The organism is Vescimonas fastidiosa (assembly GCF_018326305.1).
Lineage (GTDB): Bacteria > Bacillota > Clostridia > Oscillospirales > Oscillospiraceae > Vescimonas > Vescimonas fastidiosa.
In genome coordinates this window covers 283900-309709 of the sequence record NZ_AP023415.1, presented here as the reverse complement: position 1 = coordinate 309709, position 25810 = coordinate 283900, and the positions used below count along the sequence as shown (strand labels likewise).

General features: G+C 50.9%; 24 protein-coding genes, 1 tRNA gene and 1 pseudogene. 8 read left to right on the top strand and 18 right to left on the bottom strand.

All coding sequences use genetic code 11. The annotated features are described in order from the left end of the window. Positions 1–16 precede the first annotated feature (16 nt). Positions 17–1027, top strand: coding sequence for an ABC transporter substrate-binding protein (locus KI236_RS01480; RefSeq protein ID WP_212818659.1), 1011 nt, complete (start codon positions 17–19; stop codon positions 1025–1027). Positions 1028–1147: 120 nt separating this feature from the next. On the opposite strand, the gene typA is transcribed toward KI236_RS01480, so the two are convergent. Continuing rightward, positions 1148–2980: a translational GTPase TypA gene (gene typA, locus KI236_RS01475; RefSeq protein ID WP_212818657.1), complete on the bottom strand. Its 1833-nt coding sequence runs from the start codon at positions 2978–2980 to the stop codon at positions 1148–1150. 463 nt (positions 2981–3443) lie between these two features. Here typA and KI236_RS01470 point away from each other — a divergent pair. Continuing rightward, positions 3444–3520 (top strand) — tRNA-Arg (locus KI236_RS01470). A gap of 186 nt (positions 3521–3706) precedes the next feature. Here KI236_RS01470 and KI236_RS01465 read toward each other — a convergent pair. The 4 genes from KI236_RS01465 to KI236_RS01450 all read right to left on the bottom strand — a co-directional run bounded on the left by KI236_RS01465 (position 3707) and on the right by KI236_RS01450 (position 6500). Continuing rightward, positions 3707–5101: a site-specific integrase gene (locus tag KI236_RS01465; RefSeq protein ID WP_212818655.1), complete on the bottom strand. Its 1395-nt coding sequence runs from the start codon at positions 5099–5101 to the stop codon at positions 3707–3709. Between the two features lie 20 nt (positions 5102–5121). After that, entirely contained in the window at positions 5122–5328 is a 207-nt protein-coding gene (locus tag KI236_RS01460) for a helix-turn-helix domain-containing protein (protein WP_005541444.1), read from the bottom strand. A 511-nt stretch (positions 5329–5839) separates the two neighbouring features. Next, positions 5840–6082 (bottom strand): helix-turn-helix domain-containing protein, encoded by a 243-nt coding sequence (locus KI236_RS01455; protein WP_008817058.1) that lies wholly within the window; start codon positions 6080–6082, stop codon positions 5840–5842. Next, positions 6075–6500, bottom strand: coding sequence for a sigma-70 family RNA polymerase sigma factor (locus tag KI236_RS01450; RefSeq protein ID WP_228298381.1), 426 nt, complete (start codon positions 6498–6500; stop codon positions 6075–6077). The genes KI236_RS01455 and KI236_RS01450 overlap by 8 nt, the downstream gene beginning before the upstream one ends. Positions 6501–6989: 489 nt before the next feature. Between KI236_RS01450 and KI236_RS01445 the strand changes: the two genes are divergently transcribed. Further along, positions 6990–7319, top strand: coding sequence for a helix-turn-helix domain-containing protein (locus KI236_RS01445; RefSeq protein ID WP_021661500.1), 330 nt, complete (start codon positions 6990–6992; stop codon positions 7317–7319). A gap of 61 nt (positions 7320–7380) precedes the next feature. Here KI236_RS01445 and KI236_RS01440 read toward each other — a convergent pair whose 3' ends face one another. From KI236_RS01440 to KI236_RS01415, 6 genes are read right to left on the bottom strand one after another with little or no spacing between them, the layout of a single operon-like run. Further along, a complete protein-coding gene (locus tag KI236_RS01440; RefSeq protein ID WP_173827649.1) occupies positions 7381–7752 on the bottom strand; it encodes a metal-dependent transcriptional regulator in 372 nt (123 codons plus the stop codon). Between the two features lie 11 nt (positions 7753–7763). Beyond that, on the bottom strand, positions 7764–9500 hold the full coding sequence (locus KI236_RS01435) for an ABC transporter ATP-binding protein (protein ID WP_212818651.1): 1737 nt from the start codon (positions 9498–9500) through the stop codon (positions 7764–7766). Between the two features lie 14 nt (positions 9501–9514). Beyond that, a complete protein-coding gene (locus KI236_RS01430; protein ID WP_212818649.1) occupies positions 9515–11260 on the bottom strand; it encodes an ABC transporter ATP-binding protein in 1746 nt (581 codons plus the stop codon). After that, the gene (locus tag KI236_RS01425; protein WP_212818647.1) at positions 11257–12771 is read right to left on the bottom strand and encodes an ABC transporter ATP-binding protein; all 1515 of its coding nucleotides are present in this window, start codon (positions 12769–12771) and stop codon (positions 11257–11259) included. Before KI236_RS01425 ends, KI236_RS01430 begins: the two co-directional genes overlap by 4 nt. Positions 12772–12776: 5 nt before the next feature. Beyond that, positions 12777–13514, bottom strand: coding sequence for an energy-coupling factor transporter transmembrane component T (locus KI236_RS01420; RefSeq protein WP_212818645.1), 738 nt, complete (start codon positions 13512–13514; stop codon positions 12777–12779). Further along, complete coding sequence (locus KI236_RS01415) at positions 13514–14095, bottom strand: MptD family putative ECF transporter S component (protein WP_148430715.1); 582 nt, start codon at positions 14093–14095, stop codon at positions 13514–13516. The genes KI236_RS01420 and KI236_RS01415 overlap by 1 nt, the downstream gene beginning before the upstream one ends. 225 nt (positions 14096–14320) lie before the next feature. Here KI236_RS01415 and KI236_RS01410 point away from each other — a divergent pair, with 225 nt between their 5' ends. From KI236_RS01410 to KI236_RS01390, 5 genes are all read left to right on the top strand, one after another. Next, positions 14321–15286 carry a helix-turn-helix domain-containing protein gene (locus tag KI236_RS01410; RefSeq protein ID WP_212820573.1) on the top strand — a complete coding sequence of 322 codons (966 nt, stop codon included), beginning with the start codon at positions 14321–14323 and terminating at the stop codon, positions 15284–15286. A gap of 252 nt (positions 15287–15538) precedes the next feature. Further along, on the top strand, positions 15539–15868 hold the full coding sequence (locus KI236_RS01405; RefSeq protein WP_118601453.1) for a plasmid mobilization protein: 330 nt from the start codon (positions 15539–15541) through the stop codon (positions 15866–15868). Further along, entirely contained in the window at positions 15829–17172 is a 1344-nt protein-coding gene (locus tag KI236_RS01400) for a relaxase/mobilization nuclease domain-containing protein (protein WP_118601452.1), read from the top strand. The genes KI236_RS01405 and KI236_RS01400 overlap by 40 nt, the downstream gene beginning before the upstream one ends. A gap of 71 nt (positions 17173–17243) precedes the next feature. Then, complete coding sequence (locus tag KI236_RS01395) at positions 17244–17576, top strand: DUF6050 family protein (protein ID WP_212818642.1); 333 nt, start codon at positions 17244–17246, stop codon at positions 17574–17576. A gap of 234 nt (positions 17577–17810) precedes the next feature. After that, on the top strand, positions 17811–18698 hold the full coding sequence (locus KI236_RS01390) for a BRO-N domain-containing protein (protein WP_456243469.1): 888 nt from the start codon (positions 17811–17813) through the stop codon (positions 18696–18698). A gap of 354 nt (positions 18699–19052) precedes the next feature. Here the strand turns inward: KI236_RS01390 and KI236_RS01385 are convergent, their stop codons facing one another. The 7 genes and pseudogenes from KI236_RS01385 to KI236_RS01355 all read right to left on the bottom strand — a co-directional run bounded on the left by KI236_RS01385 (position 19053) and on the right by KI236_RS01355 (position 25755). Further along, positions 19053–20879, bottom strand: coding sequence for an antirestriction protein ArdA (locus KI236_RS01385; RefSeq protein ID WP_212818638.1), 1827 nt, complete (start codon positions 20877–20879; stop codon positions 19053–19055). A 12-nt stretch (positions 20880–20891) separates the two neighbouring features. Further along, positions 20892–21371, bottom strand: coding sequence for a hypothetical protein (locus tag KI236_RS01380; RefSeq protein ID WP_212818636.1), 480 nt, complete (start codon positions 21369–21371; stop codon positions 20892–20894). Next, positions 21358–22047: pseudogene (locus KI236_RS01375) on the bottom strand (DNA topoisomerase); the annotation flags it as partial. The pseudogene KI236_RS01375 and the gene KI236_RS01380, both read right to left, overlap by 14 nt. 41 nt (positions 22048–22088) lie before the next feature. Beyond that, positions 22089–22286: a hypothetical protein gene (locus KI236_RS01370; RefSeq protein ID WP_005335835.1), complete on the bottom strand. Its 198-nt coding sequence runs from the start codon at positions 22284–22286 to the stop codon at positions 22089–22091. A 247-nt stretch (positions 22287–22533) separates the two neighbouring features. Beyond that, a complete protein-coding gene (locus KI236_RS01365; protein ID WP_029677266.1) occupies positions 22534–23898 on the bottom strand; it encodes a virulence-associated E family protein in 1365 nt (454 codons plus the stop codon). Next, positions 23822–24460, bottom strand: coding sequence for a CHC2 zinc finger domain-containing protein (locus tag KI236_RS01360; RefSeq protein WP_008371567.1), 639 nt, complete (start codon positions 24458–24460; stop codon positions 23822–23824). The genes KI236_RS01365 and KI236_RS01360 overlap by 77 nt, the downstream gene beginning before the upstream one ends. Before the next feature lie 62 nt (positions 24461–24522). Then, on the bottom strand, positions 24523–25755 hold the full coding sequence (locus KI236_RS01355) for a hypothetical protein (RefSeq protein WP_044998853.1): 1233 nt from the start codon (positions 25753–25755) through the stop codon (positions 24523–24525). Positions 25756–25810 lie beyond the last annotated feature (55 nt).

The window sequence follows — 25810 nt, the reverse complement described above, 5'->3', positions numbered from 1 at the left end:
AAGAGAGGTTATAAAAATGAAATATTGCAAGCGTTTTTTTTGTGCACTGCTGGCCTGCGCCATGCTGCTGCTCTGCGGCTGCGGCGCTAAGAAAAATGACAGCGGCAGCTCTAAAAACCTGAAGGAGCTGGACGTAGTGCTGGACTGGTATCCCAATGCTTTGCACTCCTTTTTGTATGTGGCTATAGAGAAGGGCTACTATGCCGACGAGGGGCTGAAGGTCAACATCCGTTTCCCCTCCAACGCCAATGACGCCATCTCCCTGGTGGCCGCCGGACAGGCAGATATCGGCCTGTACTACCAGCAGGATGTCATCCAGGCCCGGGCGGAGCAGAATGTGCCGGTGAAATCCATCGGCGCTGTGGTGCAGGGGCCGCTGAACATCGTGCTGTCCCTGAAGGATAAGAACATCACCAGCGCCAAGGACCTGGTGGGCAAGACCATCGGCTATGCCGGCACGGAGCTTTCAGAGGCGCTGATCCGCAGCATCATGCAGTATGTGGGCGCGGATTACAGCGACGTGACCATGGTGGACGTGGGCTTTGACCTGATGAGTTCCATGACCACTGGCAACGTGGATGCCACCATCGGCTGTCTGGTGAACCACGAAGTGCCCCAGATGGAGGAGGAGGGCTTTGAGGTGAACTGGTTCGCCCTGGACTCCTACGGCGTGCCCACCTATTATGAGGGTGTGTTCCTGGCCAATGACGATGCCATTGCCAGCGACAGCGAGACCCTCAGCGCCTTCCTGCGGGCATCCGCCAAGGGCTTTGCCGACATGAAGGCCGACCCGGAAGGGGCGCTGAAGACCCTGCTGGCCAACCAGAACGAGGAGAACTTCCCCCTGTCTGAGACGGTGGAGCGCAAGAGCATGGGCGTGCTGCTGCCCATGATGGAGACCGACAGCGCCGCCTTCCTGTCCCAGTCCGACGCGTGCTGGCAGGAGAATATCGACTGGATGCTCCAGCAGGGTCTGATCGCCAAGGCACCTGCTCTGGACGACGTACGGGTCAACCTGAAGTTCTGATCAGAGCGAACACCTGCCGCATTCAGGGGCAAAAAACGCGTGAAATGCCAGATGCGAAAATCTCATAAAGCTAAAAAAACCCGGGCCGGCAGGTTGCTTACCTGCCGGCCCGGGTTTTTTTTACTTTTTCTTGCCGCCATGGGCGGCCTTCATGCGCTTCTCGTGGTTGAGGATGGTCTTGCGGATACGCAGATTGTCCGGCGTGACCTCCAGCAGCTCATCATCCGCCAGAAATTCCAGGCACTGCTCCAGACTCATCTTCCGAGGCGGCACCAGACGCAGCGCATCATCGGAGCCGGAGGCACGGGTGTTGGTCTGCTGCTTTTTCTTGCAGACATTTACGGTGATGTCCTCCTGCTTGGGAGACACGCCTACCACCATACCCTCGTACACCTTCACGCCCGGGCCGATAAAGAGCGTACCCCGCTCCTGGGCGTTAAAGAGCCCGTAGGTGATGGACTCACCCGTCTCAAAGGATATAAGGGACCCGGTATTCCGGCGGTTCATCTCACCCTTATAGGGGGCGTAGCTGTCAAATACGCTGGCCATGATGCCCTCGCCCCGGGTATCGGTAAGGAACTCGTTGCGGTAGCCGAACAGGCCCCGGGCCGGAACCAGGAACTCCACCTTCATGCGGTTTCCCACAGGGGTCATCTCCACCAGGTCGCCCTTCCGGGCGCCGATCTTCTCGATAACCGCGCCCACAGACTCGCCGGGCACATCCACCACCAGGCGCTCGATGGGCTCGCACTTCTTGCCGTCGATGGTCTCATACAGCACCCGGGGAGGTGATACCTGGAACTCATACCCTTCCCGGCGCATGGTCTCAATGAGGATAGACAGGCTCATTTCGCCCCGGCCCGCCACATTAAAGGCGTCCATTGCCCCGGGAATCTCAGATACCCGCAGAGAAACATCCTTCAGCGTCTCCCGGAACAGCCGCTCTCGCAGCTGACGGGAGGTGACAAATTTTCCCTCCCGGCCCGCAAAGGGTGAGTCGTTGATGGAGAAGGTCATCTCCATCGTGGGGGCTGAGATCTTCACAAAGGGCAGCGGCTCCACAGCACCGGGATCGCAGATGGTGTCGCCGATGGTAATATCACCGATACCGCTGAGGGCAACGATGTTGCCTGCGGTGGATTCCGTGACCGGCTTCTTGCCCAGGCCCTCAAACTCATACAGGCTCACGGCCTTGGCCTTCTTGGCCGGCGCATCGGGGTCGTGGTAGTTGCACACGGCGATCTCCTGATTCTGCTTCAGGGTCCCCCGCTCAATGCGCCCGATGGCAATACGGCCCACGAACTCGTTGTAATCAATGGCGGACACCAGCATCTGGAACGGCTCATCCACATCCGCCTCCGGCGCGGGGATATAATCAATAATGGTGTCAAACAGCGGTTTCAGATCTGTGCCGGGCACATCGGGGGAATAGGACGCAATGCCCTGTCGGGCAGAGCAGAACAGCATCGGGGAATCCAACTGCTCGTCGGTGGCGTCCAGATCCAGCAGCAGCTCCAGCACCTCGTCCACCACCTCGTGGATGCGCTGGTCGGGCCGATCGATCTTGTTTACCACCACGATAACCCGGTGGCCCAGCTCCAGGGCACGGTTGAGGACGAAGCGGGTCTGGGGCATGGGCCCCTCAGCGGCGTCCACCAGCAGGATAACGCCGTTAACCATCTTCAAAATACGCTCTACCTCGCCGCCGAAATCGGCGTGGCCCGGGGTGTCTACAATATTGATTTTCGTGTCGCCGTAGCGAATGGCGGTGTTTTTGGCCAAGATGGTAATGCCGCGCTCCCGCTCCAGGTCGTTGGAGTCCATGACCCGGTCTACAGTCTCCTGATTCTCCCGATATACACCGCCCTGCTTGAGCATTTCGTCCACCAGGGTGGTCTTGCCGTGGTCAACATGGGCAATAATGGCAACATTTCTCAATTTTTCGTTCTGCAATGGTAAAAGCCCCTTTCTCATGGCTGGATTCTGTATCTTTGTGCTTTTCCCGCACTAACCTTTGTATTATATGCTCTTATAAGGAAGAATGCAAGAGCTTTTCGCATTTTTTCGCGGTATCCATTGACATTTCTCCCCCCGGCGTGTAAAATAAAGAAGTTGAAATTTATCTTAGTAGCTCAGCCGGATAGAGCCCCTCCTAAGATATGTTTCGGCCATCGCCTTTTGGCAAGAAGCGATTATCTGTCTGTTCGCAAAATGCTAAAGTTTCATAAATGCCTCCGTACCTCACCAGGATAGAGGGTCCGCCTCCTAAGCGGCAGATTGTTCGATTCCTTCGAGCAGTAAAAATTGCATAAAACTTATAAATGTCTCAGTAGCTCAGTTGGATAGAGCACACGCCTCCTAAGCGGCAGATGGTTCGATTCCTTCGAGCCTTGAAAATTGCATAAAACTTATAAATGTCTCAGTAGCTCAGTTGGATAGAGCACACGCCTCCTAAGCGTGAGGTCGGAGGTTCAAATCCTCTCTGGGACGCCAGAAAGCACCGCTGCAAGCCTTTTTCGGGGTTTGCAGCGTTTTTTTCTTCCTCCTTCTCCCGGTAATTTCACTTCCGTTACCGGGAGATTTTTATGCGCCGCATGATGTATATTTGCTAATTGGACTCGAACGCTTTTCAGAAATTTGCTAAGAAAATTCTGCATTTTGCTAATTCGATTTTTCGGATCACTTTGCCGGGGCTTGCGCCGCTATCAGGGCTGCGAGCGCACTTGCCAGTTCCGGCGACTTCTGAAGCTGCTCCACAAGGCTTTCAAGGTCCAGGGTCGCAGGCTCCGATTTTGCCGGTTCCTCCGGCGGACGGACATTGCGAAGATCAGGCTTGGCATAGAAGGCTGTCTCGAATTTCTGAGCATTGACCTTTCTATCCTCGTCCAGAATGTGAGCATAGATACTGGTTATCATGTCGATCTCGGCATGGCCCGTATCGCCCTGGGTGGCTTTCAGATCGCCGTGGTTCAGTTTCAGTTTGTAGGTGGTACTGGAATGACGGAGAGAATGAAAGACCACCTTCGGTAGCCCTGCGTCCTCACGGAGCTTTGCAAATTCTTTGAGGATGATACGATCCTCGCAGGGCCGTCCATTGGGAAGTGCCACCACCAGATCGAAGTCCTGATACTCGTCGCCCAGGAAACCTTTCAGCTCGTCCTGGGACTTCTTCCATTCCCGCAGAATGTAGGCCAGCGTTTTCGGTAGCCACACCTTACGGATGCTGGAATCGGTTTTCGGCTTTTTTAGAACAATTCTTGTGCTGGTGTTCGGCATGAGCGGAGTGAAGATGTAATAGATATCCTTCTCACCCAGCGTTTCAATCGCCCGTTTGGATGCCCTCGTCAGCTCCTTGTCGATGTAGACATAGGCATTATCCGCCGCAATATCTTCATCGGAAATATGGACGTTCTCCCAGGTCAGCCCCAGGATTTCACCCATACGCAGAGAGCAGGCAAAGGAAAGGTTCATTGCCACATAGAGCTTGCTGTCCGTGCATTTGTCCAGAGCAAGACGGATCATATCCGCTGTCCAGATATCCCGTTTCGCATACTCCGTTTTCGGGAGGATCACATTGTCAAAGGGATTTCTTGCAATGATTTCCCATCGTACCGCCTGCTTAAACGCACACCGCAGGAGCTTGATGATCTTTTCAATGGTCTTGTCGCTGACATAGGTGGTAACGGCCTTTCGGGTCTTGGTAGACACCGACTTGGTTTTCTGCAAGGTCTGGATATAACCGTCAACCGCACGGGGAGTAACCGCCTGTACCTCCATATCACCGATGATTGGATTGATATAGTTCGCAATCAGTGCCGTTTGGCCGTCATACATAGACACGCCCCATTTCTTTTCCCCGTAAAGAGATACGAAGTCATAAAGGAACTCGGTGATCGTCTGATTGCTTGGCGGGAGAAAAGTTCCCGTGTGCTGCTGATTTTCGATTTCCGCCTTGCGCTTTAAGGCCTCTTTGTGGGTATGCCAGGTTTCCCACTTCTGTTTGGTTTCTCCGTTTTCGTCCACATAGTTGTAAACAACGGAATAGTTTTTCTTTCGCTTGATTATAGATGCCATATCGTTCTTCCTTTCTTGGATCACAGGTCGAGGGAGTCAAGCCACTCGTCAAATGACCGCTTGGAAATGCGTATGGCGTTACCAATTCGCACGATTTTGAAGTGCCCTTCTTTTACAAGGATATATGCGGAAGTTCTTCCGATGCCCAGAATTTGAGCAATATCGTCAACCGTATATGTCCTTCTTTCAGGGGTTTCTTTCTTCGTGCCGTTCCATGTTTGAGACATGAGAACCCCCTTTCAGTTATGAAAAGGAACAGCACGAATATGTGTGGGTAATATAACTTCCACCATCATTTTACCGTGCTGCTCCGTGTTTGTCTGCTGCTAATTGAAAAGTTTACGATCTATCCATAAACTTTCAAAAAAGAAAAGTAGGCTTACGGACGGCTGTTGGCACAGCTCCACGGGAGTTTCACCCCGGCCCATGCTGATGGGTGCGGCGCACAATGCTTTGTGGGCGTTCAATGCGCGAGTATCTTTAACCCTGCCCGTGTGTCATCGCCCACAAGCTGCCACGCTTGCTTTGCGGTCTGGCGTTGTTCGCTCGCCCGTTACAGTGGTCCCGTCCTGCGGACTTGAAACGAGGTCATGGCGCACCGGCCGTATGGCTCGGCACAAACAGGAATGTATCCGTTTGCCTTATACTGCGGCGTTGGCCTCCCAACGGGCTTTCTTTGTCAAGGAGCTATAACGGGACGCCGCGTGGAAAGGGGAACACGCAGCGCCCGGTCCTGGATCAGCTCAGGTCAAAATCCAGAATGGAAATAATCAGCTTTGCTTCCAGCCGACCGCGCAGATCTTCGTCCACCTGGGGACGGGGATAGCCGTCAGGGCCATAGCTCGTCCGTGTAGACAGCGCGGCAATGTAGCCGGAGTAATGCCGGACTACCCGGTTCACCGCTTCGGGGTCGCCTCCGACAGCGGCGGCAATCACCGGGTAAGGGATCAGCGATGCCCGCGTGCACGCAGATTTAGTCATCCGCTTCACCTCCCATCAGCTCTGTCAGCAGCCGATAGGCTTTATGCCTGCGGGTATTGACCGTCCGGCGGGGCATGTTTATGTACCTGGCGATCTGTGCGTCGGTCATCCGCAGGAACCAGTGCATCATAAAGATTTCCCGGTCCTCCTGGGACAGCCCCAGAAGCGCCTCGGCCAGCCCGTCATCCTCGATCAGAATCACGCCCCCTCCCACAGGGAAGGTCGTGTATTCCCACGGGTAGCGGTCATATACCGCAAGCTGGGCCATTTCTGCCTCGGACAGTTCTTCCAAAGATGTGAAACGCTTCTGGTGCCGGCTGATCTGGCGATAGCCGTTGCACGCCTCGCATTTCAGCACCTTCTTGCAGTAGCTATCAAAGGCGTACTGCTTGTGCTCGTAGTGGCGGTCAGGTTTCAAGTTCTCACCTCCCTTCGTGCCGGGAGGCAGTTCTTTTCTTCCCCTTTCGCTCACTACTCGTTCACGAGTGGTCTGGTTTGGCCGGTTTTCGGGATCTATCTGAAAAAATTTTTTGCCGCTCATAATTGGCTCCTTTCGTTTCGTTCGGGTTGACAGGCCGGAACGAAACGGGGCGGGGAGCGGCAGCCCACGCCCAGGCGCTCAAAGAAACGGGTTTTGTGAGATATGAGCCACAGTATATAAAAAGCGAGCCATAACTCACTTTCATGAGCATGGCTCGCGGCTGCGTTATTGGAATATTTTTCGTAGTGGCATGGGCATCCGCCGTACAAACGGTAAACCCCGCCTTATTTTGACCTCCTTTGTGTTGGCGCTCTCATCCATATCCCCCTTTACTCCGAAATATGAGTTATAACTCACTTTGCATGAGCTGTATGGTTATTTATATGAGCGGAAGCACACCCTACAATGATGTAGAGGTGATGTGTAGTGAACAATCCGCTGGATCTATTTGCATGGAAGGTGCGGTCAGAACGGAAGCGCCAGCATCTGACGCAGAAGCAGTTAGCTGAACGCCTCGGTATGAACCCCCGCACGATCATAGATTTGGAGACCTGCCAGAGTAATCCGAAATTTGAAACGGTGGTCCTTGTCGCCAAAGAACTGAATATCAGCGTAGACGCCGCCATTTTCCCGGAAATGGTAAATCAGACAGTCTCGAAAACAGTCGTGGACTTCTTTGCCGGGAAAAGCGAAGCAGAGATCGAAAAATTTATCGCGCTCTGCAAACAGGCGGAAGCCTTCCAGAAAGACGAGTAACGCGGTCGGGTTCGATGTGCCCGGCCGCGTTACTGTTTCACCCGTTTGCTATGCGGGCAGTTTATTCTTTTTTTGTTTTGTAAGCATTTTTCAGATGCTCGAAGGACTCCTGGCTGATGATATGCTCCATCCGGCAGGCGTCCTTTTCCGCCGTTACCGGGTCTACGCCAGCCTCGATCAGCCGGTCGGTAAAGAAGCGGTGCTTTTCGTAGATCTGCTCCGCCACTTCACGGCCCACATCGGTCAGGTGAAGGAAATAGCCGCTGTCCATTGTCAGGAAGCCACCTTCACGCAGGGTCGCCACCGCATGGCACACGCTGGGCTTTGTGACCTCCAAGTGCCGGGCGACATCCACGGAGCGCACCATACCGAGTTTCTTTTGGAGAACAAGGATGGTTTCCAGGTAGTCCTCCCCGGACGCATGAAGTTTCATCTGAACCTCCTTTACTGAGCCAACTTCCAGCCGATGGCCTCCTGTCTGGCCGATACAAAGTCGGCATACAGGCCCTTCTGCTGGATCAGCTCCGCATGAGTGCCGCGCTGGACGATATGAGCGTTGTCCAGTACAAGGATCTGATCGGCGTTGCGGACGGTTTTCAGCCGGTGGGCAATCATGATGATAGTCTTGTCATGGGTCAGCGCCTCAATAGCCCGCTGCAATTCATCCTCATTTTCCGGGTCAACACTGCTTGTCGCCTCGTCCAAAATGATGATGGGTGCGTCCTTCAGTATGGCGCGGGCGATGGAAATCCGCTGTTTCTCGCCGCCAGACAGAGTGCCGCCGCCCTCGCCAATCACAGTGTCATAGCCATCCGGCAGGGCAGAAATAAAGTCATGGCAGCAAGCCTTCTTCGCCGCCTCAACCACCTGCTCATGGGTGGCGTCCGGGCAGCCAAACTTGATATTGTTCTCAATCGTATCTGCAAAGAGGTATACGCTCTGGAACACCATCGAGATATTCTTCATCAGGCTGTCCAGCTTAAAATCCCGTACATCCGTACCGCCTATGGTAATCTTCCCGGCATTCACATCCCAAAAACGGGCAATCAGGTTGCACATCGTTGTCTTTCCTGCCCCGGAAGGGCCGACAATGGCCGTAGTCGTTTTTTCGGGAATGGTAAAGCTGACCTGATCTAATATCTTGCGGTCTGCGTAGGAAAAATCCACCTTGTCAAACACGATCTCGCTGGACTTCGGCGTAATGTCAGCGCCTTTCTCGTCCATCACCGGCGTGTCATCAATGGAGTTTGCCGTATCCATCGAGGCCGCCAGCATTTGTAGCAGAGAGGCCATATTCCCGGCGTTCTCCAAATCGTTGAACACCATGAAAGAAGCAATCACCAAAATCAAGCCGTAGGCCAGCGACAGGGAGCCGTCCAGCCAGAACCAGACCGAGGCCAAAAGCAACAGGACGCTAAACACCCGGACAACGGCCTGTTTGATGGCGTCATAGGGAACGCTGGCCTTTGTCAATTTCAGGTTATCTCGGCAGCTCGCCTTAATTGCACTGCCGATAGACTGCGTGCTGTCCCGTTCCAGTCCAAATGCTTTGACAATCCCCATCCCCTGAATGTACTCCAACACAGACTCCACAAGGGACTCCTGTGTGTGCTGGCGTACCCCGCTGAGCGCGGCAGATTTGCGAAGCGCCAGTTCCGCCGCCGCAAGGTAAATCAGGACACCAGCAACGGCCACAAGACCGATCCGCCAGTCAAATACCAACAGGACGATGACAAGGGCAACCGAGTTGAAAAAACCGCCCAGCACTGACACCAGGACACGGGCTGCTGAGTTCTCTACATCGCCCAAAGTTGTTGTGACAATGGCGGTAATGTTCCCGATACTATTCTTGTTGAAGTAGCCCATCGGGATGTAGCGCAGCCGATCTCCGATGTGGATACGCTTTTCCGCCACCATGCAATAGCCGGTTTCCGTTTGCTCCATCGTGGAGAAATAGGTCGTAATAATACGCCCAATGAGGGAAACGGCCATAATCCCCAGCGAAAGCCAGATAAACTTTCCGTCCCGGTTGTCAGATACCAGCGCGCCGATCACTACAAAGAGGGCGGCAAACTGCATGGCTGAAAACAGCCCGGACAGGAATGAGAATAACAGGGATTTTTTTAGAAGCCCCTTTTTGCTGCCTGCAAAAGCAAAGATTTTTTTCAATGTTCCATACATCCGACAACACCCCCTTACATCTGGTCTTTCGCGCCGATGTGCGCCTGCCACATATCCCGGTAGAGGGGGCAGGTTTCCAGCAGCTTCTCATGCGTACCCTGTGCGTGGATGTTTCCATCCTTCACCACAACGATGTTATCTGCGCCAACAATGGTAGACAGCCGGTGTGCGATCACAATCAGGGTCTTGCCGACAGTCAAAGTGGAAATGGCTTTCTGCACCAGCGCCTCATTCTCTGGGTCGATATAGGCAGTTGCCTCGTCCAAAATGACAACCGGCGCATTTTTCAGCATGGCGCGGGCGATGGCAATCCGCTGGCGTTCACCGCCGGAAAGATGGGAACCGGCGCTGCCGACAACCGTATCATAGCCATTATCCAGCTTGCGGATAAAGGCGTCGCAGCCGCTTTGTTTGGCTGCCTGCTCCACCTCTGCGTCCGTGGCACTGGGTCTTCCCATGCGGATATTCTCCCGGATACTGCGGTTAAACAGGTAGTTGTCCTGAGATACATAGGAAATCTGGTCTGCAATTTCAGACAGCGGCATATCCTTCAGCTCATGGCCGCCGAGGGTAATGCTGCCGGATGTAACATCCCAATACCCGGCAATCAGCTTCGCCACCGTAGACTTGCCGGAGCCGGACGGCCCTACAAGAGCGGTCATGGTTCCGGGGTGGATGGCGAGATTCACATCATGCAAAACCTCTGTTGTCCCGTCATAGGAAAACGACACAGACCTAAGAGAAATGCCGGTATTTTCCAGCTTGATCGGCGTTTCTTTATGGTTTAGTTCTTCGGCGTTCAGAAGCTGGCTGATTTCTTCCACATTTGTCCCCAGTACAGCCAAATCGTCCGTAAAGGTAAAGGCCGCAATAATCGGCCCAATCAGCCCCAGCGAGAAAATCACAATGGACAGGAAGGTGGAAAGCTCCAGACTGCCGGAGAGCCAGAATGCAAAACCGCAGGGCAGCACGCAAATCAGCACTGAGGGCAGGATGGCGTTGTAGGCGCTCATGGTTTTCTGGTTTTCCCGCATCCAGTCCACATAGTAGTTGGCGTTATAATTCACCGCGTCAGAATATTTTTTGTAGGAACCGGCGGATTGGCTGAACGCCTTTACCACCTCAATCCCGCCGATGTATTCTACAATGGCGTTTGCCATCTGCTTTCCCGCTTTAACCGCGCCCTCCCATTTGACGGGATAATTCTTCATACCGGCGGACATGACAGCAAGGCCCACCACCAGCGTAACAAGGGACAGGAGCGCCATGCGCCAGTCCATAACGAACAGATATACGACAATCACCAAAGGCACCAGCACATTTGCGGTCATTTCCGGGAGCAGGTGTGCGAAGGTCGATTCCATGCCTTCAACCCGGTCAACAATCGTCGTTTTATACTGGCCGGACGGAGTATCTAAAATCGTCCCCATCGGGACGCGAGCCAGCTTTGCGGTGATATTCTCCCGCAGATCACGCAGCGTGTAATAGGTCGCTGTGTGGGAAATCGTTGTAGAAAGACAGGAAAACAGCACCTTCCCAAAGTAGCCGCACAGTGCAATAATACCAGCGGTCACATAGCGGGAAAAATTCTGTTCCCCAGACAACATCATTGTGACAATATGCGCCACGCAGAAATAGGGCACCATCTGGCAGGCCACGCCTAATACTGCAAGGATAATACTGCCGATGAATTTCCCGTGATAGGGTTTGCCCCATCCCCATAAAGTTCCTATGGGTGAGTCTTTCTTTTCCTCCTTCATTCTGTGGACACCTCCTTCTTCATATCACTCAGAAAAAACTTTAGCAGGCGTTTTCGGCCATCGCTGTCCTCTATGGAATAACTTTCCTGAATTTGCCCGTTTTCTAAGTGAAGGACATAATTGCAGCAGCGTAGAATAAATTCCGGGTCATGCGTTACCACAAGCGCAGTTCTTCCAGTATTCGCCACCTGATTAACAACATTGGCAACCTGCCTCATGTGAAACAGGTCAAGACCGCTGGTCGGTTCATCGAATAAAATCAGAGGGCGCTCCGAAGCAATCGCAGAGGCAACCGCCACGCGCTGCTTTTGGCCGCCGGACAGTCCCATCGGGTGGCAGTCCTCATAAGGCAGCAGATCCATCTCCTGCAAGATTTCTCTTGCCCTCTGCTTATCCTCAGTTCTCATACTGAGCAGAATTTCATCCAGAACACTTTCAGTAAAGAGCTGGTGGTTTACATCCTGCATGACCATATAGCAGAGTTTCAATCGTTCTTTTCTGGAATAGTTCTTGCTCTGATCCTGCACCGTTCCTTTGAAGTGCTTTTCCAATCCGCATAGACACCGGGCAAATGTGGATTTTCCAGCACCATTATGTCCGATGATGGCCGTGGCGCTGCCGGATGGGAAAGAGGTTTCCGTTATATGCAAGGTTTCCGGCTCATGCTTATAGGCGAAAGATACATTCTTTATCGTCCAAACCGCCTCATTCGTTCTCTGCGGCGGGCCTTCAACTTCTGAAAGCCCCGCAAGGTCAAGAGGACGCAATCCCATATCGTCGCGCTGTTTTGCCGACAGGCCGCAAAATTCCTCTGCTGTATAATCACCGTCAATTTCTCCATCTTTCAGGTACAGGACACGGTCAAAGAGGCCGGACAGATAATACAGCCGGTGTTCAGAGATGATGATGGTCTTTCCCTGCGATTTCAAAGTAAAGAGAAGCTGCCGGAAATCAGCGATAGCGTATGCGTCAAGGTTGGATGATGGCTCATCAAGCACATAAATATCCGGGTCAATCGCCGCTGCCGATCCGCAGGCGATTTTTTGCTTTTCACCGCCGGACAAAGAAAAAATACTTCTATCAAGCAGCGGCTCCAACTTTAGCTGTGCAGCTACACGCTTTACACGGTCACGCACAAGATCTTCCGCTATGCCGTGATTCTCTGGGCCGAAAGCCAGTTCGCTGGTCGTGTCCACATTGAAAAACTGAGAACGCGGATTTTGAAATACAGAACCGACTTTCAGAGAAATATCAAACAGTGACAGGTCACGGGTATCCTTTCCATCCAGATAGACGGAGCCGGTATAAGTCCCCTCATGATAATGGGGGATCAAGCCGTTAAACAACCGGGTCATGGTTGTTTTCCCACAGCCGGAAGTCCCGCAGAGCAGGACAAAAGAACCGTCCTCAATAGTGCAGGAAATATGTTTCAAAGCGCCACCGGCCTGCCTCTCACTGTCGGGAAGGGTACTGGCAGGATAAGAAAAGGACACATCTTGACATTCAATCATTTCCTTCACCCCCTTGCGGCAAGCACATAGATTTGCGCTGCAAATGCTCCCAGACAGATCAGCAGGAAAATAACATCCTGCACATGAAAACCCAGCTTACAGATATTCGTCCGTTTTACCGGGCCTCCCAATCCCCGCGTAAGGGCTGCCTGGGACAGTTCCTCCCCGATTTTGACGGAGCAGATCATCATGGGAACAATCCGATACTCTAAAATCGTACCAGCTTTACCACCGCCAAAGCGGACGCCACGCATCCGCATGGCGTCCCCAATGGCGCTCCATTCTTCCGCAACCGTGGGAAAGAAGCGAAACATCACAGACATAGGAATGGTGATCTGCTGCGGCAGGTGGAGCCGTTCCATCGCCGCAACAAATTCGCTGACCGTGGTTGTAGTTACCACGAAATATCCCATGACCACGCTGGGGGTGAACCGCAGAAGAATACCAACGACGGCTACCGCGATGTAGTTTGCTACGCCGGTCAGTCGGGACAGGCCGAACATTTCCAGGCACAGACTGCCTCCAAAAATCAGGATATAGAGAACAGCGCCTTTCCATTTTCTGGCCGCTGACAAAAGTAACAGCGGGATCGCTGCCAACACGATGATGTAATACTGCATGATACCTTCATACGAACCGCCTAAAATAAAGACAGCTATGGTAATCAGTACCGCCAGTTTTGTCCGGGGGTCTAATAAAATTCCGCTATTGTTTTTTTGACTTGCAAGAAGTTCGCGGCTCATTACACAATTCCCGCCCGCTCAAAGTGCTTTTTGAAAATCTTCCGTCCGATCAGGCCGCCGACAAGACCACTGACGAAAGCAGCAATAAGCAGTACAGGCAAAATCCAGTCGGGCATATAAGCCATGAGCGTGTCGGCATATTCCTGACCGTAGCCGGGGAGCAGGCTCTGGTAGTAAGCGTCACGCGTCACAACGATGGGAATAAACGCCCCGATTACCCACATGGAAAAAACGCCGTGGATCAGCACTTCACGCTTGGCGTTCTTGTAGTCACAGGCTTTCATCATAAAATCGGAAATCAGCCCGAAAATCAGCCCGGTAGGGATGCACCACCAGCCCATGCCGGTCAGCAACATAATGATACCGAGCAGCACCCCGCAGATGGTAAGCATACCGAATTTTTTGATTTTGGAGAAGAACAACATCATCGGAATACCGCCCACAAGCGGCACGATCACGCTGATAAGCGGAATGAAAATCGGGATAAAACCGATGGACGCCGCAGCGAAAATGACGATAAAATAAATCGCCGTGAAAATACCGATATTGATGAGATCCTTTCCTTGCAATTTGTTGTTCATTGCGAAACCTCCTAACATGATTACTTTCGTCTTGATTAGTTCTTGCTAACCGACCCTAATGATAGCATAAATTCAGCTGTGCTTCTATGCACATATCGGTATTTTAAGCCCGTATAGCAAGGAGCTTTTTCGCTCTACCAGAATATCCATTGACCAGGAGTTTTCTCGCAGGTATAATACTATCAGCGATTTTGCGTGATGAAAGGGGCGAAGCAGTTGCGTAACATGATATACAACATTTTAGAAAACAGCGATGCTGTTTCTGGTGTGACCTTGAAAAACAGTCCAAATAGCAGCACATTGCTTTTGGATCGGGCAGATGGCAAGGGACGCATGACATTCCATACGCTCTTTCCGGGGCTGACTTTGGCTTTTATTTTTGTAAACGCTCCCGTATGGCCGGAGTCGGATGAAAATTCAGATCTAAAGCCTTTGCTGATTAACTATTGCGTTTCGGGCAGAAGTGAATTGCTTCTGGATGACGGCTCCTACATTTACCTGAAGGAAAATGATTTTTGTGTCAGTGAACAGACCGCACAGAAAGAATATATCTTTCCCACACGGCAATATCAGGGCATAAAAATATACTTTGACCTGCCACTTCTTTTACAGTCCTGCGGTGAACTTTTGAAATCTTTTTCACTTGACCTCCCTACGCTGGAAGAAAATTATTGTGGCAATCATAAGACATATATCAACGAAGCGGATAGTGAACTGGAAAATATATTTCAAAACCTCTGGCGGCTATCCGAAAGACCCTCTGCCTTCCATTTGCAAATCTATACTCTTGAACTTCTCCACCGGCTTCTTAACATGGAAATCCGGCCTCCGAAAACTTGCGGCTTCTACACGGAAACACAGGTTGAAATTGCAAAAAGGGCGGCACAAATCCTTTCTGATGACCTTCGCCAGCACATCCCTGTAAGACAGATTGCAGAACGATTTTCGGTCAGTGAAACCAGCCTGAAAAATTATTTTAGAGGCGTATATGGACAGAATATATCCACCTGGCTGCGGGAACTCCGTATGAACGAAGCCGCAAGGCTTCTTTCGGACACAAAGCGTCTGATTGCCGAAATATCCGAACAGGTCGGCTACTCTAATCAAGGAAAATTTGCAGCCGTGTTCAAAAAGCAGTTTGGTCTTTCTCCGCTGGAATACCGGCGGTCAAAGAATTTGGGAAATATATAAATGTAGAGGCGGTATTATCACCTGTTAAAGGCAACAATACCGTCTTTCTTTAGATTTTTTCAGTAAGTCAGCCAAAATCTCCGTTTCAAATTGTAGTATTAGTAGGGAGAGAATACGAGGGTAGGGTTACGGTAGCAAGCACAGCAAGCGAGTACCCGCTTGCGAATTTTGAGATTTTCAGGCCCTCTACCCGAAAATTCAAAATTGCTTGTTGGGATAGTCCCAAACCCTTATAAAGAACGGAGGCGACGCATGGCAAACCGAAAGCGGAATATCCAAATGAAATTCTATGTCACGGAGGATGAAAAACGGCTCATAGACGAAAAAATGAGCCAGCTACCCACACGCAGATATGGCGCCTACCTCCGCAAGATGGCGATTGACGGGTATATCATCTATACTGACACCGCAGATATCAAGGCATTTACCAAAGAGCTTTCCGCCATCGGTCGGAACATCAACCAGATCGCCAAGCGGATCAACGCCGGAGGTCCTGCGTATCAGGCCGACATGGACGAGATACGGGAAAGGCTGGATCAGATATGGCAGTTACAAAGACACATCCTATCAAGTCAACGCTGAAAGCAGCCATTGACTATATCTGCAACCCGGAGAAAACAGACGGGAAGCTCCTGGTATCCGCCTATGGCTGCGCCGCCGAAACTGCGGATATCGAATTTTCCTGGACCCGCCGCCACGCCATCGACAAGGGAACAAACCTGGGCCGCCACCTGATCCAAGCCTTTCAGCCTGGGGAGGTCACGCCGGAACAGGCCCATGAGATCGGCATGGAACTCGCAAAAGAAATCCTGGGCGGCAAGTATGAGTTTGTCCTTACCACCCACATAGACAAAGATCATGTTCATAACCACCTGATTTTCAATGCGGTCAGCTTTGCGGATCACAAGCATTATCATTCCAACAAGCGGAGTTATCACTATATCCGCCGCACCTCCGACCGGCTTTGCAAGGAACATGGTCTGTCTGTCATTATTCCTGGACAGGACAAGGGCAAGAGCTATATTGAACATCAGGCCACGCAGAACGGCACTAGCTATAAGGCAAAGCTGAAAGCGGCCATCGACCGGCTCCTGCCAGCCTGTTCCAATCTGGAAGAACTGCTTCGCCGCCTGCAGAGAGAAGGTTATGAGATCAAGCGCGGCAAGTATATCTCTGCCAGAGCACCGGATCAGGAACGGTTCACCCGTCTGAAAACGCTGGGGGTTGACTACACCGAAGAAGCCCTTACCGCCCGGATCGCCGGACGATCCAGACCTTCCCGCCAACCGAAACGGCAGGACGGAAAGATCAGCCTGCTCATTGATATCCAGAATAACATCAAAGCACAGCAGAGTGCAGGCTTCACCCATTGGGCGAAGCTGAACAATCTGAAACAGGCCGCCAAGACCATGAATTTCCTGACCGAACACGGAATCGGCAGCTATGGAGAACTGGAAAGCAAATTGACCGCATTATCCGCACGGAGAGATACCGCTCATGCAGAAATCAAGCGGATAGAAAGTAGAAGTGCCGAACTTGCCCTTGTGATGAAGCACGCCGGAACTTACCGTCAGCTAAAGCCGCTTTATGACCGATACCGCAGATCGAATGATAAAGAAAAGTTCCTGCGGGGGCATGAGGGCGAGATCATCCTTTTTGAAGCGGCCACCAGAGAATTGAAACGGATGGGGGCTGTGCCGCTGCCAACAACGGAAAGCATGAAAACGGAGCTTGCCAATCTCAACGCAGAAAAGGAACGGCTCCTTGCTGAATATAAAGCCACAAGAGCCGAAGCCCAGGAATACGAGACCGTCAAGCAAAATGTGGATGCGCTGCTGACCGTTGCAAAGGAACAGGAACAACAGCGGCGGCATGAGCTTGAATAATTTTCTTTAAAAGACGCTGGGCGCAGCTCCCGGCATCCTGTATAATGGAACTGCGGAAGGAGGTTTTACCGATGACAAGAAGCGAAGCGATCAAAGCATTTTTCTTCAAAAGTGTACTGCCCGTGACCGTGGCACTGATCCTATATTGTATCTTCAAATCCGTCTGCATGAAGAACGGAGAGATTGACTATGTATGGATCTGGATACTCTGCGGGTTGCCGTTTGGCCTCCATCGGATGTGCCTCTGGATCGTGCCGAGCGGCGGCTCCCTTGGTGGAGGGATCGCCTTGTTTGCATTGAACTTTATTATCGGCGGTGTAATCGGCGGTTTCGTTCTGGCCTGGCGGCTTATTGTGGCGGTGTGGTATGTGCCGCTGACGGTGTACCGGCTGATCGTTGGATGATTTTCTTGCGTCATGGAAATATGGAAAACTGCCGCTCGTGCCGATGGAAAAGCCATTCACAACCTGATGGAAAAAGACAAGCCTTTTCCCACAAGTCTGCAAACAGCTTTCCCACAGCCTCACAATCCTGGCAGTTTACGCACATTCCCACAACACCTACTACGGCGAAATTTGCTTCTCTTATAGAAATAGAAAACCTTTCATGTTAAAATTAAAATACATACTCTAAGGAGGTTGAAGCGCATGGACGAAAATAATTCCATCCAGCTTTTTGAAGATAGAAAAATACGCACCGCATGGGACGAAGAACAGGAAGAATGGTATTTCTCCGTTGTGGATGTTATCGCTGTTCTGACAGATAGCTCCAATCCAACAGACTACCTCAAAAAAATGCGTAAGCGTGATGAACAGCTTGCAAGCTACCTGGGGACAAATTGTCCCCAGGTAACAATGATGGGCGCAACAGGCAAAAAGCGCAAAGTGCTGGCGGCAACGGCTGAACAGATTTTACGCATTATTCAGTCCATCCCATCACCTAAGGCTGAACCATTCAAACTCTGGCTTGCTCAGGTCGGCCGTGAACGCATCGAAGAAACGATTGACCCGGAGCAGGCAATCGACCGTGCGTTAGAGACTTATCAGAAAAAAGGCTATGATACAGACTGGATTCATCAGCGGCTTCTTTCTATCCGTGTCCGTAATGAGCTTACCGCGGAATGGCAGGAGCGCGGCGTACAGCAGGGCAAAGAATATGCCATTCTCACCGATGAGATCACGAAAGCATGGTCCGGCATGACTACTCGGCAATATAAGAAGCTGAAAGGTCTGAAAAAAGAAAACCTTCGTGATAACATGAGCACGATGGAAATTGTTCTGAATATGCTGGCAGAGGCAACAACCACAGAACTGTCAAAAGCACATCAGCCGGAAGGATTTTCTGAAAGTCAGAAAATTGCCCGTCGTGGCGGCAGCTATGCCGGTCAGGTTCGACAGGATATTGAAAAAGATACCGGGCGACCGGTCATTACATCGCAGAACGCCGCACAGCTTAATGCCGTAGTCGTTGACATGATAGAAAGCGTAGCGGAAACGGAAAAGCCTGATAATGACGAAAATAAATAAAAAAAGCGGGAGTACAGCAGATCGGACGAACCGAAAAGCTGTACTCCCGTTTTGCGTGACAGAAAGTGTCTGAAATCAAGCCTTTTTCTTCATGTGTCAGCAAGCAGACCGACACATGAGAAATCATAAAGGCTCCCTTTGAAAATACGGATACAGGGAATTATTCTGCGGTTTTTCCACCCTTATCTTCACAGATTTTAGATCGTTTGGAATTGTAATACGGACAAGCGACCAGACACGCCCGGAAACTCTGCTTGCAGCCATGAACACATTTTTTACAGATATGGTTATACTGCCGCCTGCCGTTCTCGCCCAGGAAGAACGCCCATTCCAGCCGCCACTTCTTGCTTCGGCTCATAGGCAATCATGCTCCGGCACATCACGGACGGGCTTCTTTCCTTCTGGGGACTTGTGCTCGGCACACTCCCGTTTGGCATCCTCCAACCGCTCACGGATGGAAGGCTTCTCCGGCGTTGTCCGCTCTGCGTACTCCTGGGCTTTTCCCAATTCTTCGCCGCGTCTGCCGTTGTTGATAACGCCGTCGATCATGCCGTAGTCATCCTCCAGCGTCATTTCCGCTGTGCGGAGAGGATTGTCCTTTTCCGGCTGCTCCGCTGCCACGGCAAAGGCCCGTGTGCCATTCCCCATGATAAGATACTTTCCATCATCGGAAATATGGTGGACACCGTAACCGGCTACCTCCATCTGCTCCCGGCTCATAGCCGTCACCTGAAAGCTGCCCCTCGGTGTCTGCACACGCTCGCCGGTCTCAAAACGGTCTGGAAGAAAAGCGAGGTCTTGTTTCTCTGCCGGGACAGGGAGAACGACGATATTGCCATTGATCTGCATAAATCGTTCCGGCGTTTTGAACTGTTCCGTGTATTTCTGGATCAGTTCCGGGGACAGGGACGCAAAATCTTCCTCACCAAGTCCAACCACCAGGAAAGTTCCTGCTACGATATCATAAATTTCTCCATTTTCATCCCGCAGCCCACGGTTCAGGTCAAGCCCAATGAGTTTGCCTTCATCATTACAGACCAGCGCTACCGGGTCAGAATAGGGATAAGTCGCTCCAATATCACCGCCAACCTCTGCCTGCAGGGAATGAAGGTCGGGGGCGATTTCCTTCACATAGGGTTCCTTCATAGGCTCCACTACAAGCACAGTCATCTTTTCCGAGGCAGGCCTCTCCGCGGCGTCCAGCATTTCATCTGCATGGGACTTCTCCGGGTCATCCAAAGCGGCTTTGACCTCCGCCGGGTCAAAATCCAGAAATTCCTCATAGCCCGTGGCGTCCTTGAATTTTTCAATCTCCGAAGGGAGATAGTCCTCCTGCGTTTGCCCCAACGCCGCCAGCTTTTCATCCAAAGCGGAAATGCGTCCGGCCATCAGGTTTTCGTAAAGTTCTTCCTTTGCGGCGTGCGCCTCCGGGTGCTCTGCCGCATACTGCGGATCGTTCTGACGGAAAAACTCGTCCATGTCAAAGGCGATATCCATAGCCCATTCAGATTTTTCTTCTTCGGGAAGATCGTCCTGAAAAGTCATCACCCGGTACTCGTCGGGGATACTGCCGCGCTCGCCGTCATGATACTCATGGAAGGCTTCTCTGGTATCCCACACATAGCCCTGATCGGTGAAAGTGCCGTTTTCCTCCAACGCCACATCCCGGCCATAGGCTTCATAGTCGATATAGTTCTGCAGGTGGGCGGGAACTTTTGAAACCTCCAGTTCTTCGAGATAATAACGCCCCAGATCGTCATAATCCTCGATATTGGGGTAAATCTCATAACAATCCAGATTCTCCGTGAGGTTGATGATTTCCTGCAGGCTGCTGGTATAGTCACCGATCTCCATAGCGGCCTGGAATTTCGCATAGTTGCTCTGGTCCATTTCATCCAGCTTCGATGCCAGATAATTCAGCTCGTCCAGATTTTCGTATTCGCCCAGCTTGTCATAGAGGCCGTCCACATAACAGTCATAGTCCGTGATGAACCATTCCTCATAGGGATTGCCGAAGTTATCCTTCTGGCCGATCCCGATCCGCTTAAACACTTCCTTCAATTCCTCGGCGGTGGTGGGAAACTTCACCCACTCGCCCACAAGCTCGCCCTCATTGTACTTCCCAAGATTGGTGATAAAGGCGGCAAAGGGATAATCCTTGTCGTGATCGTAATATGGCATATCAGCACCTCCTTACAGTTCCGGCGCAGATTTTTCCTTATGGGGCTGCGCCTTGTTTTTCTCCGCACATTCCTTCTTGCCCTGTTCCAGCCGTTCCCGGATGGAGGGCTTTTTCTCCGGCTCCGCAGGGCGTTCATGGTTCCACTCGTCGCCGGAGAGAGAAATATATCCGTGTTTCGTAAAATGGCCCTGTTCCTCCTGCATGGCGTACTTGCCAAACGGAACAGGGTCGATCGCTTTCAGAAGTTCCGGGGGCAGCAGCATATCCATGTGCTGTGCCAGATACCGCCACCCCAGATCATTCAGATCGTGGATATTGGGCTCAAATACGAAATAGTCGATGTTGGCCGCAAACTCCTTGAACTGCTCCGGCGCTGTCAGCTTGAAGGGCGAGGTCCGCACCGCCGCCAGCACCTCCCGGTCCTCCGGGGAGAGGGCAGCCACCGCCGCCCTCACTTCGGGTAAATGTTCCAAAGTCTTATTTTCTGCCATCAGCACCAACCTTTCTTTTTGGAAATTCCAGCTTGAAATTGATGTACTTGCCGCCCGTGTCGTTCAGGATCACCGCAGCGTCATAAGTGGTCTGTTTCTTTTCAGACCACATTCCCTTGACATTGGTACGTCCCTTTTTCAGAAGGTCCGCTGCCATTTTCTTTGTCAGCTCCTTCTTGCGGCTCGTCCAGAAGCGATCATTTTTCCAGAGGACGAAACCGCAGGACCGATCCGAACACGCAAAGTTCTTCTTGCCCTCATAGACCGGCTGACCGCAGCGGGGGCAGGTACCGATCACTTCCTTCTCCGGGACAAACAGCTTTTTGCCATCCTCGGAAATGCAGGAATAGGTGGACACGATCTCCTGGACCATCGTGCGGATACCGTCCATGAAGGTATCCGGGTCAGCGCCGCCCTTTGCGATCTCCGTCAATTTCTGTTCCCATTCCGCTGTCAGCATGGGAGAGGTCAGCGGCTCCGGCAGGACCGTAACAAGGTTGATACCTGCTTTCGTGGGGATCAGGCTCTTGCCCTTGCGCTCCACAAATCCGGCTGCCACCAGCTTTTCGATGATAGCCGCCCTGGTCGCAGGCGTGCCAAGACCTTTTCGCTCCGCCTCATCGGGGATATCATCCTTTCCTGCGTTCTCCATAGCGGACAGGAGGGTATCTTCTGAAAGCTTTTGTCAAGGGGGTGCGTGGATATTTTTCATATTACTTACGCAGATTCTCTCTCTGCTTCTGCCTGAATAATGCGTTTCAACCTGTCCTCCGCAGTCAAACCGCTACTATGGTCAAAAAACACTTTGACTTTATAATTTGTTTTGCCTTGCTTAATCACAAAAACTCCATCCGGTTTGTTTTTCTCCGAATGGTTATTTGGGGTGGGTAGTGTACTGTTCACAATATTTGTCATACGATATTCCTCCTTGAATGAAAAAGCCCGACAAGGAAAGGTCTGACAACGAAGTTCCGACAACGGACATCAGAAAACCTTTTTTCTTTATCGGGCGATACTATCTTTTTACTATTTCCTTTTTCTTTATAATATTGGTTGTCATGGTTGTCAGAGAGGGAAAAGTGCCGCAATATCAAGGCTTTCGGGATTTTTGCCCGACAACCAGACCGACAACCGGCTCGACAACCGAAGCGACAACGGGCTTTTATTTTTGCTTCAACCATTCTTCCGGAAGTCCTAACTGTTCCATTTCCTCTGTCGGGATTTCTTGAAAACCATCCATGCTGTTGTCAGGCTCGTTGTCATTCCTGATACGCTCCCAGCCCTTTTGTCGGCGGTAAGGCTCTGGAAAATACCTCGGATTGCTGAACGCCCTCCAGCCTGTGACAGCGTTATTCATAATGTCGTTGATCTCTCGCAGCTCCCATTGTTTCGGTTCGTCATAATCATGCCCCAGTGCTTCCTTGTAAAGCTGCTTAGAGCAGACTATGCTGCCGGAATAGCGTTCCAAATAGTCTAAAATCTGTCCTGCCTTTGTGTCCTCCGGCATAAAGTCCTTTTGGTGGGCTTTCAGATAAGCGTTCATAGCCGGACTGAATCTCAGACGGAAATTGCCACTTCTGTAAATCTCCATAGCTTCTGCCCACATCTGATTGATATACTCTCTGGAAGCCTGTTCATCTGCCAAAATATGAACCTCAGCCCTTTCAGGATAGACCATAACCGGAACGAAGCGGCGGTTGCCTGTTCGGTCAAGGGGAAGAAAGTCAAGGGTATTAGAAGAACCACCAAACACACATTGTCTTTTTCTGTCTGCCGGATGTGTTTCATAGGGTATCTTATAGGTTTCCTTTTGGCGGCTCAGAAAGGACTTGATTTCTTCAATGCTCTTAGCGTTGGCGGTTGCAATCATTTCCGACATTTCAATAATCCAATGCCCCTGCATTTTGCGGTACACATTTTCATCATCCAGCTTTTTCAAGTCATCAGAGAACCAGTCATCATTGACCGCAAGCAAACGGAAGAAAGAGGACTTTCCGGCTCCCTGACCGCCCACAAGACAGAGCATAACCTCAAATTTGCACCCCGGCTTAAAAGCTCGTGAGATAGCACCCAGCAGAAACAACTTCAATGCTTCATAGGTGTAATCATCTGTATCAGAACCGAGAAAGCGGTGCAGACAGAAGCGTATGCGTTCTGTTCCGTCCCATTGCAAGGCATTGAGAAAATCACAGACAGGGTGGTAACGATTTTCATTGGCAATAACCGCAACTGCGTCTATGATTTTCTTCTCTACGGTCAATCCATAGTTTTCTTCAAAATATAGGAGCAGATATTTCACATCCACATCCGTCAATGTCGGGCTGTCACGATACCAACCGAGGGGCTTCACAATGTCGATTCTTTCGGTCAGAAGATTTTTTCGGATAGCCCCTTTCAAAAGTGGGTCATATTGCAGAACACGCTTATAATTTGCGGCAGTATTATAAACCTTACCTTTCTCGCTCTGCTCTAAGCTGTTTCGGATTTCTTCTACTGTGCATGGTTCTGTCTGCTGACAGTTCTGCAATTCGCTGTTCAAGTTTTAACACCTCCTTTCTCTGTTCTGCCACAAGTGCTTTTCGTTCCTCCAATGAACCATACAGAAGAATATCAAGTAGATATTCGATATAGTTCTTCTTATACAGTGCTTCTGCAAACAGGGGATTCCATTCCTCATCCGGCTGTTTAGGAGCGTATTTCTTTTCCCATTCTCTAAGAAGATGAAAATAATCCGTCAGCACCTTGTAGCAATGATTTTCTTCTTTTTGATACTTCTGTTCCGGTGTCGGCTCACGAATACGAGGGCGAATACTGGGCTTTTGTCGGCTGTCATAGTTAAGACCAAAATCTTCAGCAAGTTTGACAGCAGCTTCCCTCAGCCCGATACCGAATAGCTTCGCTGTCAGATCAACAGCGTCTCCAGTTGCTCCGCAGCCAAAACAGTAATAGCGTTCATCCAGCTTCATACTGGGGGACTTATCCGAGTGAAACGGACAGCACGCCATACCAGTGCGACCCACTTTCAAGCCATAGGCTTCTGCGGCTTGTCGGGCAGTAACATTTTCTTTTACAACTTCAAATACATTCATGTGACTCCTTTCCAGAAACGAAAAAAGCACCTGTCATTTTCAAAACGAAAATAGCAAGTGCCTTAAAGTTCCATATCCTGTTTTTTGCTTTTCGCCGGAATTGTCCGGCTGACTTCACGCTCTGCCATTTCCTTCTTCTTGCGGCTCAACTGCTCTATAATGGAACTTTTGGCTTTCTTCTTGATTTGCTCCGTTCCGGCTTTTTTGACCTCCGGTTTCATCAGCGTAGTTTGGATTTTCTGAATAGTTGATTTCATAGCATTTGTGATTCTGGCAATCACGCCATCCAATCGTTTCACTGCATACTCAACTTCTTTCTTTGAAGCCTTACGCTCAGGGGAGAGAACCCACGCCTTAGACTGCTCCACCAGCTTAATATCCTCCTTGTGCGTTTCCAGTTTTACAGTATCAGCAACGACCTCAACCGCCTTGTCATAGGCAATATCGGCAACCTCGTCCACCAAAGCTTCCACATCTTCAATCTTCATCGTGAGTTCTTCCAACTTTTGCTCCTGTGCTGCCAGTTGCTCCTTTTGCTTGAAAAGAATATAGTCCTGTTTTTCCAGATATGCACGACCACCATATTCCGGTTCTTCTTCCAGTTGTAAGCCATGCTTTTTCGCCACATCAAACAGCAGCACTCGGCAAGCTGAATCGAAAGTCATCTTGCGGTTGTTTTTTCTTCCGACTGGCTTCTCCGGTTCCGGCAGTTCAAACCCCAATGCTTCCAAAGCCTTTTCCTGTTGTGGGGCAATCTCTCCATATTGATTTTCACAGTCGAACACATGACGCTCGTGAATATGAGGGGTGCTTTCATCCAAGTGCAGCGCCCAATTCAGGATATGGACATGAGAGCCGAAACGCTCATTTGCGATTTCCATAAATTCTGTGACGATCTCAATGAGCAATTCCGGCGGAACATGATTGTCAAGCGTTCCAATCTGATAGACCGTTTCCTCTGGACAGGTCTTTTTGCTTTTGAGTAAATCTCCAGTTTCCTTATTTCTTTCAGGGTGTCGGTTCTTCACATTTCTTTCATTCTGTCCTGTTACAAAATCATGATACCGCTGACGATAAAAAAGCTGTTCCACATCTTCAAAAGTGGCAGACAGCTCATTTTCCTTTTCGGGATTTTTGAAATTGCGAAAGCCATTGTAACAGTCCCAATAGAGATTTTGTTTGGCTCGTTCTTCGTCAATGTGTTCGCTGTTGGCAATGTCAAAACTGCGGTCATTGTGCTTCGGGTTATAAACGCCATTCTTTCCGGCTCGTCCATTGTGTCTTGTTAATTTCACATGAGTTCCTCCTTTTCTTTTTGATTTCCCCGACAGGGGAGAAGGGCAGCGAAGC

Excerpts from the sequence above, each read along its gene's own strand:
- KI236_RS01480 (WP_212818659.1), top strand. The coding sequence starts at position 17 with ATGAAATATTGCAAGCGTTTTTTTTGTGCACTGCTGGCCTGCGCCATG.
- KI236_RS01465 (WP_212818655.1), bottom strand. The coding sequence starts at position 5,101 with ATGGCATCTATAATCAAGCGAAAGAAAAACTATTCCGTTGTTTACAAC.
- KI236_RS01460 (WP_005541444.1), bottom strand. The coding sequence starts at position 5,328 with ATGTCTCAAACATGGAACGGCACGAAGAAAGAAACCCCTGAAAGAAGG.
- KI236_RS01455 (WP_008817058.1), bottom strand. The coding sequence starts at position 6,082 with ATGACTAAATCTGCGTGCACGCGGGCATCGCTGATCCCTTACCCGGTG.
- KI236_RS01440 (WP_173827649.1), bottom strand. The coding sequence starts at position 7,752 with ATGAAACTTCATGCGTCCGGGGAGGACTACCTGGAAACCATCCTTGTT.
- KI236_RS01435 (WP_212818651.1), bottom strand. The coding sequence starts at position 9,500 with ATGTATGGAACATTGAAAAAAATCTTTGCTTTTGCAGGCAGCAAAAAG.
- KI236_RS01430 (WP_212818649.1), bottom strand. The coding sequence starts at position 11,260 with ATGAAGGAGGAAAAGAAAGACTCACCCATAGGAACTTTATGGGGATGG.
- KI236_RS01425 (WP_212818647.1), bottom strand. The coding sequence starts at position 12,771 with ATGATTGAATGTCAAGATGTGTCCTTTTCTTATCCTGCCAGTACCCTT.
- KI236_RS01420 (WP_212818645.1), bottom strand. The coding sequence starts at position 13,514 with ATGAGCCGCGAACTTCTTGCAAGTCAAAAAAACAATAGCGGAATTTTA.
- KI236_RS01415 (WP_148430715.1), bottom strand. The coding sequence starts at position 14,095 with ATGAACAACAAATTGCAAGGAAAGGATCTCATCAATATCGGTATTTTC.
- KI236_RS01410 (WP_212820573.1), top strand. The coding sequence starts at position 14,321 with ATGATATACAACATTTTAGAAAACAGCGATGCTGTTTCTGGTGTGACC.
- KI236_RS01405 (WP_118601453.1), top strand. The coding sequence starts at position 15,539 with ATGGCAAACCGAAAGCGGAATATCCAAATGAAATTCTATGTCACGGAG.
- KI236_RS01400 (WP_118601452.1), top strand. The coding sequence starts at position 15,829 with ATGGCAGTTACAAAGACACATCCTATCAAGTCAACGCTGAAAGCAGCC.
- KI236_RS01395 (WP_212818642.1), top strand. The coding sequence starts at position 17,244 with ATGACAAGAAGCGAAGCGATCAAAGCATTTTTCTTCAAAAGTGTACTG.
- KI236_RS01385 (WP_212818638.1), bottom strand. The coding sequence starts at position 20,879 with ATGCCATATTACGATCACGACAAGGATTATCCCTTTGCCGCCTTTATC.
- KI236_RS01380 (WP_212818636.1), bottom strand. The coding sequence starts at position 21,371 with ATGGCAGAAAATAAGACTTTGGAACATTTACCCGAAGTGAGGGCGGCG.
- KI236_RS01370 (WP_005335835.1), bottom strand. The coding sequence starts at position 22,286 with ATGACAAATATTGTGAACAGTACACTACCCACCCCAAATAACCATTCG.
- KI236_RS01360 (WP_008371567.1), bottom strand. The coding sequence starts at position 24,460 with ATGAATGTATTTGAAGTTGTAAAAGAAAATGTTACTGCCCGACAAGCC.